This window comes from Caenispirillum bisanense, from assembly GCF_039523075.1.
Lineage (GTDB): Bacteria > Pseudomonadota > Alphaproteobacteria > Rhodospirillales > Rhodospirillaceae > Caenispirillum > Caenispirillum bisanense.
The window spans coordinates 64796-77071 of sequence record NZ_BAAAEP010000019.1; the positions used below are offsets into that span (position 1 = coordinate 64796).

12 protein-coding genes are annotated in these 12276 nt (G+C 70.3%); 6 read left to right on the forward strand and 6 right to left on the reverse strand.

The annotated features are described in order from the left end of the window. Positions 1 to 32: 32 nt before the first annotated feature. Positions 33 to 1517 carry a cryptochrome/photolyase family protein gene (locus ABD056_RS10590; protein ID WP_343866536.1) on the forward strand — a complete coding sequence of 495 codons (1485 nt, stop codon included), beginning with the start codon at positions 33 to 35 and terminating at the stop codon, positions 1515 to 1517. A 19-nt stretch (positions 1518 to 1536) separates the two neighbouring features. Here ABD056_RS10590 and ABD056_RS10595 read toward each other — a convergent pair whose 3' ends face one another. Continuing rightward, positions 1537 to 2526, reverse strand: coding sequence for a mitochondrial fission ELM1 family protein (locus tag ABD056_RS10595; RefSeq protein WP_343866537.1), 990 nt, complete (start codon positions 2524 to 2526; stop codon positions 1537 to 1539). Between the two features lie 4 nt (positions 2527 to 2530). Next, positions 2531 to 3310, reverse strand: a complete 780-nt coding sequence (locus ABD056_RS10600; RefSeq protein ID WP_343866538.1) for an enoyl-CoA hydratase-related protein — start codon at positions 3308 to 3310, stop codon at positions 2531 to 2533. 99 nt (positions 3311 to 3409) lie between these two features. Here ABD056_RS10600 and ABD056_RS10605 point away from each other — a divergent pair, with 99 nt between their 5' ends. After that, positions 3410 to 4120 carry an orotate phosphoribosyltransferase gene (locus tag ABD056_RS10605; protein WP_343866539.1) on the forward strand — a complete coding sequence of 237 codons (711 nt, stop codon included), beginning with the start codon at positions 3410 to 3412 and terminating at the stop codon, positions 4118 to 4120. A gap of 29 nt (positions 4121 to 4149) precedes the next feature. Here ABD056_RS10605 and ABD056_RS10610 read toward each other — a convergent pair whose 3' ends face one another. The 3 genes from ABD056_RS10610 to ABD056_RS10620 form a co-directional block, all read right to left on the reverse strand. Then, positions 4150 to 4593, reverse strand: a complete 444-nt coding sequence (locus ABD056_RS10610) for a DUF305 domain-containing protein (protein ID WP_343866540.1) — start codon at positions 4591 to 4593, stop codon at positions 4150 to 4152. Between the two features lie 144 nt (positions 4594 to 4737). Further along, positions 4738 to 5451: a hypothetical protein gene (locus ABD056_RS10615; protein ID WP_343866541.1), complete on the reverse strand. Its 714-nt coding sequence runs from the start codon at positions 5449 to 5451 to the stop codon at positions 4738 to 4740. A gap of 160 nt (positions 5452 to 5611) precedes the next feature. After that, a complete protein-coding gene (locus ABD056_RS10620) occupies positions 5612 to 6448 on the reverse strand; it encodes a universal stress protein (RefSeq protein WP_343866542.1) in 837 nt (278 codons plus the stop codon). Positions 6449 to 6645: 197 nt separating this feature from the next. On the opposite strand from ABD056_RS10620, the gene ABD056_RS10625 reads away from it, so the two are divergent. From ABD056_RS10625 to ABD056_RS10640, 4 genes are all read left to right on the forward strand, one after another. Continuing rightward, positions 6646 to 8121, forward strand: a complete 1476-nt coding sequence (locus ABD056_RS10625; RefSeq protein WP_343866543.1) for a thioredoxin-like domain-containing protein — start codon at positions 6646 to 6648, stop codon at positions 8119 to 8121. A 183-nt stretch (positions 8122 to 8304) separates the two neighbouring features. Further along, a complete protein-coding gene (hemA, locus tag ABD056_RS10630; RefSeq protein WP_343866544.1) occupies positions 8305 to 9528 on the forward strand; it encodes a 5-aminolevulinate synthase in 1224 nt (407 codons plus the stop codon). A gap of 122 nt (positions 9529 to 9650) precedes the next feature. Beyond that, entirely contained in the window at positions 9651 to 10697 is a 1047-nt protein-coding gene (locus ABD056_RS10635; RefSeq protein WP_343866545.1) for a sensor domain-containing diguanylate cyclase, read from the forward strand. 144 nt (positions 10698 to 10841) lie between these two features. Further along, positions 10842 to 11390, forward strand: coding sequence for a hypothetical protein (locus tag ABD056_RS10640; RefSeq protein ID WP_343866546.1), 549 nt, complete (start codon positions 10842 to 10844; stop codon positions 11388 to 11390). A gap of 275 nt (positions 11391 to 11665) precedes the next feature. Here ABD056_RS10640 and ABD056_RS10645 read toward each other — a convergent pair. Then, a partial coding sequence (locus tag ABD056_RS10645; protein ID WP_343866547.1) for a transposase occupies positions 11666 to 12276 on the reverse strand: 611 nt, incomplete at its 5' end.

Below are 12276 nucleotides of genomic sequence, written 5' to 3' on the forward strand. Positions count from 1 at the left end.
ATTTTTCGCCGCTCATTTCAGACGAGACCGCCATGCCCGCCTCCCCCACCGCTGCCTCCGGCGGCGCATCTCATGTCGCTGCCTCCGGCGGCGCCCCCGTCATCGTGCTGTTCCGCGACGATCTGCGGATCGCCGACCACCCTGCCCTGCACGCCGCCGCCGCCCGCGGCGTCCCTGTCCTGCCGGTGTTCGTGGTCGACTGCGACCACGGCCTCGGCGAGGGACCGCAGGCCCGCCCCCTGGGCGGTGCCGTGCGCTGGTGGCTGCACCACAGCCTCGCCAGCCTGGGCGAGCGCCTCGCCGCCCTGGGGGCGCCGCTGGTCCTGCGCGGCGGGCGGCCGGCGGAGGTGGTGCCGCAGCTGGCGGCCGAGGACGGCGCCGCCGCCGTGCTGGTCAACCACAGCCTCAACCCCGCCCTGGCCGAAAGCGAGCGCCTGCTGGGCGAGCGGCTGGCCGCCCTGGGCTGCCGGCTGGAGGTGATGCCCCACGACCACATCGTCGACCCCCACGGCCTGCGCACCGGCGGCGGCCGCGTCTTTCAGGTGTTCACGCCGTTCTGGAAGGCGGTGCGCGCCACCGTGACGCCGCCGCCGCCCCTGCCGGCACCGGAGGCCCTGCGCCCCCTGCCCGCCCCGCCGGCGGGCGCGCCACTGGAGTCGTTCCGCCTGCTGCCCACCCGCCCCGACTGGGCCGGCGGCCTGCGCGAGACCTGGACGCCGGGGGAGGACGCCGCCTGGCAGGCGCTGGAGGACTTCCTCGGCCGCCGCATCGTGTCCTACCGCACCGGCCGCAACATCCCGGCCGAGCCCGCCACCTCGCGCCTGTCGCCGCATCTGCGGTTCGGCGAGATCACCGTGCGGCAGGTGTGGCACGCCGTCACCGCCACCGGCGACAGCGCCGGCGCCGAGCACTTCCTGAGCGAACTGGGCTGGCGGGAGTTCTCGGTCTACCAGGGCGTCCATGCCCCGGACATGGCGCGGCGGTCGCTGCGCCACAGCTACGACGCCTTCCCCTGGCGGCAGGCGCCGGCCGACCTGGCGGCGTGGCAGCAGGGCCGCACCGGCTATCCCATCGTCGATGCCGGCATGCGCGAACTGTGGCACACCGGCTGGATGCACAACCGGGTGCGGATGATCGTCGGCTCGTTCCTGGTGAAGGACCTGCTGCTGTCGTGGCAGTCGGGCGAGGAGTGGTTCCACGACACCCTCGTCGATGCCCACTGGGCCAGCAACGCCGCCAGCTGGCAGTGGGTGGCCGGCTGCGGTGCCGATGCGGCGCCCTACTTCCGCGTCTTCAACCCGGTGCTGCAGGGGGAGAAGTTCGACCCGCGCGGCCAATACGTGCGGCGCTGGGTGCCGGAGCTGCGGTCCATCAGCGACCGCCTCATCCATCGCCCGTGGGAAAGCCCGCTGGAGCTGGCGGCCACCGGCTACCCGCAGCCCATGGTCGACCACGGCGCCGCCCGCCACCGTGCCCTCGCCGCGTGGCGCAGCATCAAGGAGGAGGCGGAGGAGTAATCGGCCCGCCCGCCCGCCCCTACCCCGGCAGCGGCAGGCCCAGGTTCTGCCGCACCGCCAGGGCGATTTCCCGCGCCGCGTTGAGCGGCGGGTGGCTCCAGTCCTCGAAGGCACCGGTGAACGGCCGGGCGTAGCCCAGGCGGTAGAGTTCGGCGTGCAGGCGGGCGTGCTTGGGCGCCACCATTCCCGGCGGGGCGTGGATGAACACCGGCCCCTGGGTGGCGCAGGCTTCCGAGCACATGGAGACGCTGTCGCCGGTCACCACCACCGCATCGGCCAGGGCGAGCAGGCCGAAGTACGGGTTTTCGCCGGTATCGCCGACCTTGTAGAGCCACATGGGCTGCGGCAGGCTGCGCTCCAGCACCGCCACCGCCTCCGCCGGGGTGCGGCGGGAGGTGGTGAGCAGCAGGGTGCCGCCGGCCTCCGCCTGCAGGCGGCGCAGACGGTCGGCGAAATCGGCCGCCTCGCGGGCGCCGAAGGGGCGGTTCTTGGTCGCCCCGCCCACCAGCACGGAGATGAACGGCCGCGGATAGCCGTCGAACCGCTCTCGCCAGGCTTCTGCCTCGCGGTCCAGGCGGTCGGGGGTGACGCGGTGGGGGGCGCCGGTGATGCGCAGCACCGTCGGCAGGATGTCGGAAAACGAGTCGTGGCGCGGCACGGCGATCAGGTTGAACTCGCCGATGGCCCCGGCGCCGTAGCCGCCGGGGAACATGATCTGCACCAGGAAGGCGCGGCCGCCGGCCATGCGCTTGATCCACCGCGACACCGGCGCCACCCGCCGGCCGGCGCCGATCACCACCTCCGGCCACGGCGCCGACAGCTGCCCCACGCTGGCATCGGTGAGGCCGAGGGTGGAGGCGCCGCGCATGAAGTTGGGCAGCGCCGCCAGCCCGGTATAGCGGATCTGCTTCACCTCGAACGGCAGGCCGAGCGCCTCGGCGACGCCGAGCGCCTGGTTGACGTTGCCGGCGCGATCGTCGGCGAGCACCCAGACGGACGGCGCCACCATGCGGTCACTCTCCCTTGAAGGCGGGCCGGCGCTTGTCCTTGAAGGCCGCCAGCCCCTCGGCATAATCGCCAGTGTCGAGGAAGGCGTAGCATTCGTCCAGGTCCGCGTCGGTCAGCGGGCGCGGGTCCATGAGGCGGCGCACGAAGCGCTTGTGCCAGCTGTTGACCAGCGGCGCGCCGGCGGTGATGCGCTTGACCGTCTCGGCGATGTCGGCGTCCATCATGTCGTCGGCGACGACGCGGTTCACCAGACCCATGCGCAGTGCATCCTGGGCGTTGACCACCTTGCCTTCCAGCAGGATCTCCGCCACGTTGGCCGGGCCGGCCAGGCGCATGAGGCCGTGGATTTCCGGGTAGGCCATCACCACCGAGATGCGGTTGATGGGGACGCCGAAGCGGGCCGCCTCGTTGCAGATGCGGATGTCGGCCATGGCCGCCAGTTCCAGGCCGCCGCCGACGCAGGCGCCGTCGATTCGGGCGATCACCGGGTGGCGGCACTCGCGCACCGCCCGCAGGGCCTCGCGCATGATGACGTCGTAGTCCTTGGCCTGCTGCGGCGTCTTGCGCACGGTCTCGAACTCGCCGATGTCGGCGCCGGCGGCGAAGGCCTTGCCGCCCGCCCCGCGCAGCACGACGCAGCGCACGCCCTCGTCGGCGTCGAGCGCCGTGAAGGCCTCCGCAAGACCGCGCCACATGGGCAGGTCCATGGCGTTCAGCTTCTCGGGCTTGTTGAGGAGGACGGTGGCGAGGCTGCCGTCGCGCTCGACCTGGATCACATCCGACATGAACGGTTCCCTCGATGGCCGGTTGGTCGTTGTCTGACGGCAGGTTTACCCTTAAACAGGGGCGCATCCAAAGCGACTTTTGCCGGAGTGAGCCCCGCCATGTCCCTCGCCTCCTCCACGTCCAGCGCCGCCTCGCGCACGCCCGAGCAGAAGGCCGCCGGCCTTGCCGTGGCCCGCATCCTGCTGGAGATCCAGGCGGTGAACTTCCGCCCGCAGGAGCCCTACATCCTGACCTCCGGCCGCGCCAGCCCGGTCTACATCGACTGCCGCAAGGTCATCGCCTTCCCGCGCGCCCGCCGCCGCATCGTCGAACTGGCCCGCGACTGCATCGAGCGCGAGATCGGCTGCGAGAGCATCACCCACGTGGCGGGCGGCGAAACCGCCGGCATCCCCTACGCCGCCTGGATTTCCGATGCACTGATGCTGCCCATGCTCTACGTGCGCAAGAAGCCCAAGGGCTTCGGCCGCATGGCGCAGATCGAAGGCCACCTGACCGAGGGCGGCAACGTGCTGCTGGTGGAGGATCTGGCGACCGACGGCGGCTCCAAGCTGGTGTTCGCCGACGCCCTGCGCGCCGCCGGCGCCACCTGCGCCCACACCTTCGTGCCGTTCTTCTACGGCATCATTCCGGGCGCCGAGGAAGCTCTGCTCGAAAAGGGCGTCCGCCTGCACTACCTCGCCTGCTGGTGGGACGTGCTGGAAGTGGCGGAGGAGCAGAAGCTGTTCAGCCTGGATGCGCTGGACGACGTGCGCGCCTTCTTCACCGACCCCATCGGCTGGTCCAAGGCCCACGGCGGCAAGGAAGAGTAACCGCGGTCACGGCGGCGGCGGGCGGCAGGTCAGTCGCCGAGGTCGGCGATCAGCGCCTTCATCTCGGCGATCTCCCGCCGCTGCGCCGCGATGATCTCGTCGGCCAGTTCACGCACGCGCGGATCGGTGATCTCCGCCCGCTCGCTGGTCAGGATGGCGATGGAGTGGTGCGGGATCATCGCCCGCATGTAGGACACCTGATCCACCGTCGCCTGCGACCGCACCAGCCACAGCGATCCGGCGCCCACCACCAGGGCGGCGGCGATGATCGCCAGGTTGGCCGCCGGCCGGCGGTACATGGCCCACATGTAGGCCATCATCACCACCGCCATGACGGCACCCATGATGAGCGCCATGTAAGCGCGGGTCTCGCTCCAGAACACGTGGTCGATGGCGTAGGTGTTCAGGTACATCAGGCCGTACATCACCACCGTCGAGGTGACGATCATGGCGGCGAAGCGCAGGTAGCTCATGGCCGGTCCTTTCGCGCAGGCGTCGGGGCTGCTGGCGAAACGGCGGGCGGGCGGCCGGTGTTGCCGCCAAAGCCGCACAAGGAAAGACCCCGGCGCGGGTGGATGCGCCAGGGTCTTTTTTGTCGGTGAGGACCGTCGCGGGCGTCAGCCGGCGCCGTAGTCGCACCAGTCGGCCGTCACTTCGATGAAGCCGCGGGCGCCGGGGGCGGCGGTGAAGCGGTATTCCTTGTTCTTGAAGATCATGGAGTGCTGGATCGGCAGCTGGCCGCTCACTTCCTCCTCGCGGTCGCCCAGCGGCGAGAACACCATGGTCACCGGCTGGGCGGCATCGTACCACTGCTCCCGCCCGCCGTTGGCGGCGCGGCCGCGGCCGGTGACGGTGATGACGCCGTTGAACCGCACCCAGGTGTTGGCGTCGTCGTAGTTTTCCGTCTTGGCGAGGAAGCGGCGGGTTTCCGCCTCGGTGCAGTTGCGCGGCGGCTGCGCCTGCCCGACCACGAACACCAGCCGTTCCGGCGACAGGCCGGCCTGCATCTTCTCGCGCACCTTCTCCAGCACCGCCTGCACGGCGGCGGGCGCCACCTGTTCATAGCGGGTGCGGTAGTCGGCGGCGCGATCCTCGGCGGCGGCGAGGTTGGCCTCCAGTTCGGCAAGGCGCTGCTGGCGCGCCTCCTCCGTCTCCGACAGGCGCTCGATCTCCGCCTTCAGGTCGGTGATCTCCTGCGCCGACAGCTGGGTGCCGGCTTCATAGGCGTAATAGGCGGTGGCGCCGACCACGCCGAGGAAGACCCCGAACCTGGCGAGGCCCATCCAGAACTTCCTGCTTTGCTCGCGCTGGCGACGGCTGCGACGTGCCATCGGATGACCTGTTCTCCTGTTGCCCTGAGGCGGCAGTCCTACTTTTCCTTTGTGGCGGCGGCAAGGCAAAGCGGACCCTGGTACACCGAAAGACCGGAGGCGGCCCCCCGGTGGGGCCGCCTCCTGCGTCCTTCGATCCCTGACTGCGGCTTCCGGCCGGTCAGTGCGACATCAGCACCGGCACGGTCATGTGACGCAGCAGGTGACGGGTCGCACCGCCCAGCACCAGCTCGCGCAGGCGCGAGCGGCCGTAGGCGCCCATGACGATCAGGTCGGCGCCGGCATCGGCGGTGCGCGACAGCAGCATGGCGCCGGGGTCGACGTCATCGCTGAAGATGTGCTCCGCATTGGCCTTCACGCCGTGGCGGGCGAGGTGCAGCGAGATGTCGGCGCCCGGCACGTCGCCATGACCGGCGCGGCCGCCGCGCGGGTTGATGGCGAGCACTTCCACCTCATGCGCCTTCTGCAGCAGCGGCATGGCGTCGTTGACCGCGCGGATGGCCTCGCGGCTGGCGTTCCACGCCACCACCACCTTGCGGCCGAGGGTGCGGAACTTGCCGGCATAGGGCACCACCAGCACCGGGCGGCCGGCTTCCAGCACCACGTGATCGACCAGTTCCGCCTCGCCGTCCATGGCGTCCTGGTTGGGGTCGCGCTGGCCCATGACGATCAGGTCGGTGTACTTGGCATGCAGGCAGACGGTATCGACCAGATCGCCGTCCACCGCCCGCCATTCCGCCCGCACGCCGCCGGCGCGCACCTTGTCTTCGAACAGGGCATGGGCGGCGGTGGCGGCTTCCTGCGCATAGCGGCGCTGCACTTCCTGCACCTCGGGCCCGAGCTGGCTGAGCACGAACTGGGGCACGTGCGGCACCATGCGGACGAACAGGCCGGTCAGGTGCGCATCGTGATCGCTCGCCAGCTTGATGGCGACGTCCAGCCGGTCGGCCGCGTGGGCCGAGCTGTCGACGATCACCATGATGTCCTTCAGCGCCATTGGTTCCTCCTGCATCTCGGCCGACGGTCGACGGCCTGCGTCTGGGCTCAAGCCCTTGAAGTCATGGAACCATAGCGCAAGGCAGGCGGGCTGCACAGGGGGATCACAGACAGCCGCCACCCCCCGCTTGCCACAACCGGGGGGCGGGGCCATATAGGCCGGACCGGCTTCACAAGAACGCGAGGAAACGGCAGCGCATGTACGGTCTGGTGAGGGCGCCGGAAATAGACCGCGAGGGGCTGACCTGGTTCAACGTGCCGCGGCCGCTGTCGCTGCGGGACCTGCGCGGGCGCATCGTCATCCTCGATTTCTGGACCTACTGTTGTATCAACTGCGTCCAGGTGCTGCCCACCCTGCGGCGCATCGAGGAAGCCTTCCCGCGCGAGGTTGCCGTCATCGGCATCCACAGCCCCAAGTTCGCCGCCGAGCGCGACCCCGCCGCCGTCGCCTGCGCCATCCGCCGCTACGACATCCGCCACCCGGTGGCGCACGACCCCTACATGACCCTGTGGGACGAATACGCCGTGCGGGCCTGGCCGACGCTGGTGGTGATCGGCCCCGACGGCAAGGTCATCGGCCAGCTGGCCGGCGAGCCGGACCCTGACCTGATGGTCCAGGGCATCGGCGACCTGATCGACAACCTGGGCGGCATCTGCGCCCTGGTGCCGGGCGAACTGCCGCTGACCCTGGAAGCCCCCGCCCCCGGCCCCCTCTCCTTCCCCGGCAAGGTGAAGCCGCTGCCCGGCGCCGAACGCCGCTGGGCGGTGGCCGATGGCGGCCATCACCGCATCGTGGTGTGCGAAAGCGACGGCCGCGTGCTCGCCCGCTACGGCACCGGCCTGCCGGGCATGGACGACGGCCCGGCGGAACGCGCCAGCTTCACCTCGCCGCAGGGGCTCGCCTGCACCGCCGACGCCATCTACGTCGCCGACACCGGCAACCATCTGGTCCGCCGCATCGACCTGCACAGCGGCCTTGTCACCACCGTCGCCGGGCTCGGCTTCCGCGGCCTGCCGGTGTGCGAGGGCGGCGGCGCCGATGCGGTCGCCCTGGCCTCGCCGTGGGATCTGGAGATCGCCGGCGACACCCTGTTCATCGCCAATGCCGGCACCCACCAGCTGCTCACCCTCGACCTTGGTACCAAGCGCATCGCCGCCCTGGCCGGCACCGGCGGCGAGAACATCCACGACGGTCCCGCCCGCCGCGCCCTGCTGGCCCAGCCGAGCGGCCTCGCCCTGGCGCCCGACGGCGGCGCGCTCTACTTCGCCGACAGCGAGACGTCGGCGGTGCGCAAGGTGGTGCTGACCGGCGCCCAGCCGGAGGTGCGAACCCTGGTCGGCCGCGGCCTGTTCGACTTCGGCCTGGCCGACGGCTGCCTGGCCGAGGCGCGCATGCAGCATCCGCTCGGCGTCACCGTGATGCCCGACGGCCGCATCGCCGTCGCCGACAGCTACAACCACGCCGTCCGCCTGATCGACGAGGCGGCAGGCACGGTGGAGACGGTGAAGCTCGGCACCCTGCGCTGCGAAGGCTCCGCCTGCCGCCGGCCGCTGGCGGAGCCGGCCGGCATCTGGGCCGCCGGTCCCGACCGCCTGCTGGTCTCCGACACCAACAACCACCGGGTGGTGGAAGTCGACCTCAAGGGACGCCGTCTGCGCCCCTGGCTCGGCTGACGTTTCTGCATGTGTGGTATTCCTGAGCGGCAGCCTGGGTTGAAGCGCACGGAACCCTTCGCGTAGGATAGCGGCCGCTTGTCCTCCGACGCTTGACACCGACTTACGCCGGGGGCCGGTTCCGAACTTTGGAACGACACGTCGAAGCGCCCGCGGACGCTTCGCCTTGAGGGTAGTCTGCCGATGGATTACGAAGCCTACTTCGCCGGGCGCCTTGATGCGCTCAAGCGCGAGGGGAACTATCGCGTCTTCGCCGATCTGGAACGCCGCGTCGGGGCCTTCCCGGTCGCTGCCAACCACCGCGACGGTGACGTGCGCGACATCACCATCTGGTGCAGCAACGACTACCTGGGCATGGGCATGCACCCCGAGGTGCGCGGCGCCATGTGCGAGGCCATCAACCGCAGCGGCGCCGGCGCCGGCGGCACCCGCAACATCAGCGGCACCACCCACTACCACGTGCTGCTGGAGGAAGAGCTGGCCTCCTGGCACGGCAAGGAAGCGGCGCTGACCTTCACCTCCGGCTACGTCGCCAACATGACGACGCTGATGACGCTGGGCCAGCAGATCCCCGACGTGGTGCTGTTCTCCGACGAGCTGAACCACAACTCCATGATCGAGGGCATCCGCCACTCGCGCGCCGCCAAGAAGATCTGGCGCCACAACGACGTGGAGCACCTGGCGAAGCTGCTGGCGGACTACCCGAAGGACCACCCCAAGGTGGTGATCTTCGAAAGCGTCTATTCCATGGACGGCGACATCGCGCCGCTGGACGAGATCATCTCCTGCGCCGAGGAACACGGCGCCATGACCTTCCTTGATGAAGTGCACGCCGTCGGCATGTACGGCGAGCGCGGGTCGGGCGTGGCCGAGCGCGACGGCGTCGCCCACCGGGTGGACATCATCCAGGGCACCATGGGCAAGGCCATCGGCGTGGTCGGCGGCTACATCGCCGGATCGACCCGCATGGTGGACTTCATCCGCAGCTTCGGCGCTGGCTTCATCTTCACCACCTCGCTGCCGCCGTCGGTGGCGGCCGGGGCGCGGGCGAGCGTGCGCTGGCTGAAGGAACACAACGACCTGCGCCTGCGCCACCAGGAACGCGCCGCCACCGCCAAGCGCCGCCTGCTGGAGCGCGGCATTCCGGTGATGCCGTCGGTCAGCCACATCGTGCCGGTGCTGGTGGGCGACGCCGGCCTGTGCAAGCAGGCGAGCGACCTGCTGCTCGACCGCCACGCCATCTATGTCCAGCCCATCAACTACCCGACGGTGCCGAAGGGGACGGAGCGCCTGCGCATCACCCCGACGCCGCTGCACGACGACGATGCCATGGACCATCTGGTGGACGCCCTGGCGGACGTCTGGCAGACGCTCGGCATCCGCAAGGTGAAGCAGGCGGCGGAATAGACCGGGCGCCACATCTCCTTCCGCGCGACGGGCCGGACCGGGGCTACCACTCCGGTCCGGCTTTTCCTTTTGGGCCGCAACGCCTACCTTCAGAGAAAGACCCTACGGGACGGAGACCTTCCATGGCCGCGCCGCTGCCCGCGGATGAAGACCTGCGCCTGCTGGTGCTGCAGGAATGCAACATCCTCGACACCCCGCCCGACCCGGTGTTCGACTCCATCGTCGATCTGGCGGCGCAGATGTGCGGCACGCCCATCGCCCTGATCAGCCTGATCGACGCCGACCGCCAGTGGTTCAAGGCCCGCCGCGGCCTGTCGATCAGCGAGACGCCGCGCGAGCACGCCTTCTGCGCCCACGCCATCCTCGCCACCGAGCCGTTCGAGGTGCCCGACGCCACCGCCGACCCGCGCTTCGCCGACAATCCGGCGGTGGTGGGGGAGCCGTTCGTGCGCTTCTACGCCGGCTTCCCCATCACCGCCGGCGACGGCCGGCCGCTTGGCACCCTATGCGTGGTCGGCAGCGAGCCGCAGCAGCTGGACGAGGCCCAGCGCGCCGGCATGCAGCGGCTGGCCGATCTGGTCTCGGCCCTGCTGGCGGAGCGCCATGCCGCCTCCGTCGCCCGCCGCGCCGCCGAAGCGCAGGCGGAACAGCTGCGGCGGCTGGCCGTCACCGATACGGTCACCGGCGCCTTCAACCGGCGCGGCTTCCTGGATCAATGCACCTGGTGCGGCAGTGCCGGCGGCGTGCTGGTGCTGGTCGAGGTCGACTCGCTCACCGCCATCCGCGACCAGCTCGGCCTGACCGCCGCCGAGGCGGTGGTGCGCAGCGTCACCGGGCTGGCGGCGCGGGTGGTGACGACGGGGGATGTAGTGGGGCGCCTCACCGCCTCCACCGGCGCCCTATTCCTGCCCGGCCGCGACCTGGCCGCCGGCCGCGCCACCGCCGAGCGCCTGCGCCAGCTGGTGCGGGCGGCGCCGGTGGACACGCCCACCGGCCGCTACGTCCCCACCATCACCGCCGGAGTGGCGGCGGTGAAGCCCGGCAGCAGCGTCGAACCGGCCATCGCCGCCGCCATGGCCGCCCTGGGCGAGGCGCGGGCGCTGGGCGGCGATGCGGTGGTGGTGTGCGCCCATTCGACCCTGCCGCCGCGCCCGCCGACCGTGCTATGATGGTCCCCAGGCCGCCCGGCGGCCATACGCAGAAGGAGAGCCGCGCGGCGGCCATGCGCAGAAGGGTAATTGCCAAAGGCCGGCGGCAGCCCTATATTTCTTGCAAACGATTCGCATCTCGCCGAGCCCTGGAGCCCGACCATCATGTTCGCAGACAAGACCCTGACGCCCCGCGAAGCGGTCCGCCTGTGTGCGCTGGGCACCATTGCGGCCAAGCCCATGCGCTACAGCGAGCTGGCCTCCAGCGTGCGGCACTTCATCAGCCGCATGACCGGGCCGAGCGTCGACCTGCTGGGCACCTCCATCGAACTGCTGCGCTATGAAGGGCTGGTGGAAGCCCTGGCCGGCGAAGGCATGGAAGACGACGCCACCCTGTCGATCACCGAGGCCGGCCGCAAGGAATTCCACGCCCTGATGGTGGCGCCGCTGCGCCCGGCGAGCGACCTGTCGAAGCTGATCACCACGCTCAAGTTCCGCTTCCTGCACCTGCTCGACAAGGCCGACCAGGAAGCCCAGGTGGAACTGCTGATCGACACCTCGGAAACCGGCCTCAACCGCCTGCTCGACCTGCGCGACAGCATGGCCGGCGAAGGCGGCTATCTGGTCGACTGGCTGGACGAGGAAGTCACCCGCGCCGAAGCCCGGCTCGACTGGCTGCATCAGCTGCGCCAGTGGGTGAAGCAGGCCGGGTAGGTCGAGTCAGTGCGGATGGGGGGATGCGGCGCGAATCGTCGCCGCGGACCGCGACCCGCAAGGTCCTGATGGGCGTAGGCCCTCGACAACCCCCACCCGCCTCTTGCTGGCCTTGGCCAGAGAGATCGGAGGCCGGAGCGTTCACAGGCTCTGCGGCGCGCCTGCTGCCGCCCCAGGAAAGGGATAGGTGGGAGCTTTTTGGAGAGGTGTCCATCCGGACGCCACCACATCGATGGTGGCGCCGACCCATATCCCCTGAGATACCGTGTCGGGCGTCAAGTCGGGACGAAGGGGCGGCGGGTTTTCATGATGCCGTAAGCGATAACAAGCAGCTTACGGGCGACGGCGACGAGGATGACCTTTGGCGTCTTCCCGGCGTCCTTGAGGCGGTCGGCAAAGGACTTGAGGGTGGGGTTGTGACGGCGCGCAGATAGGGCGCACATGTACAGGATGGCCCGTACCCTGGCGTTGCCGATCTTGCTGATGCGGGCTCGTCCGCGCACCGAAGTGCCGGATTGATGGTCCTGCGGGTTGAGTCCCACGAAGGCAGTAATCTGCTTGTTGTGGCTGAAGGCACGGAAGTCGGGGATCTCGGCCAGCAGCACGGCGGCCGACTGAGGACCGAGGCCGGGAATGGAGGTCAGCAGCGCGTGACTTTCGCGCAAGGTCTCGTCCTCCCGGATCAGCATGGCGATGTGGGCGCTGACGGCCTCGATCTCGGCGTCCAGCCATTCGATCATCCGCTCCAGGGATTTTGCCACCAAGGCTGAAGCCGTACCCTGGGCGCGGCGCTGAAGCTCCTGAACACGCATTTCCTTTAAGGCAGCGCAACGCCGCACCAGCGCCCGCAACTCCCGCAGGCAGGGTGACGGCGGCTGCCACGGGT

Bases quoted from the DNA above. Each gene is read 5' to 3' on its own strand.
- ABD056_RS10635 (WP_343866545.1), top strand. From the start codon at position 9,651: ATGGCCGCGCCGCTGCCCGCGGATGAAGACCTGCGCCTGCTGGTGCTG.
- ABD056_RS10610 (WP_343866540.1), bottom strand. From the start codon at position 4,593: ATGAGCTACCTGCGCTTCGCCGCCATGATCGTCACCTCGACGGTGGTG.
- ABD056_RS10640 (WP_343866546.1), top strand. From the start codon at position 10,842: ATGTTCGCAGACAAGACCCTGACGCCCCGCGAAGCGGTCCGCCTGTGT.
- ABD056_RS10615 (WP_343866541.1), bottom strand. From the start codon at position 5,451: ATGGCACGTCGCAGCCGTCGCCAGCGCGAGCAAAGCAGGAAGTTCTGG.
- ABD056_RS10595 (WP_343866537.1), bottom strand. From the start codon at position 2,526: ATGGTGGCGCCGTCCGTCTGGGTGCTCGCCGACGATCGCGCCGGCAAC.
- hemA (WP_343866544.1), top strand. From the start codon at position 8,305: ATGGATTACGAAGCCTACTTCGCCGGGCGCCTTGATGCGCTCAAGCGC.
- ABD056_RS10605 (WP_343866539.1), top strand. From the start codon at position 3,410: ATGTCCCTCGCCTCCTCCACGTCCAGCGCCGCCTCGCGCACGCCCGAG.
- ABD056_RS10590 (WP_343866536.1), top strand. From the start codon at position 33: ATGCCCGCCTCCCCCACCGCTGCCTCCGGCGGCGCATCTCATGTCGCT.
- ABD056_RS10625 (WP_343866543.1), top strand. From the start codon at position 6,646: ATGTACGGTCTGGTGAGGGCGCCGGAAATAGACCGCGAGGGGCTGACC.
- ABD056_RS10600 (WP_343866538.1), bottom strand. From the start codon at position 3,310: ATGTCGGATGTGATCCAGGTCGAGCGCGACGGCAGCCTCGCCACCGTC.
- ABD056_RS10620 (WP_343866542.1), bottom strand. From the start codon at position 6,448: ATGGCGCTGAAGGACATCATGGTGATCGTCGACAGCTCGGCCCACGCG.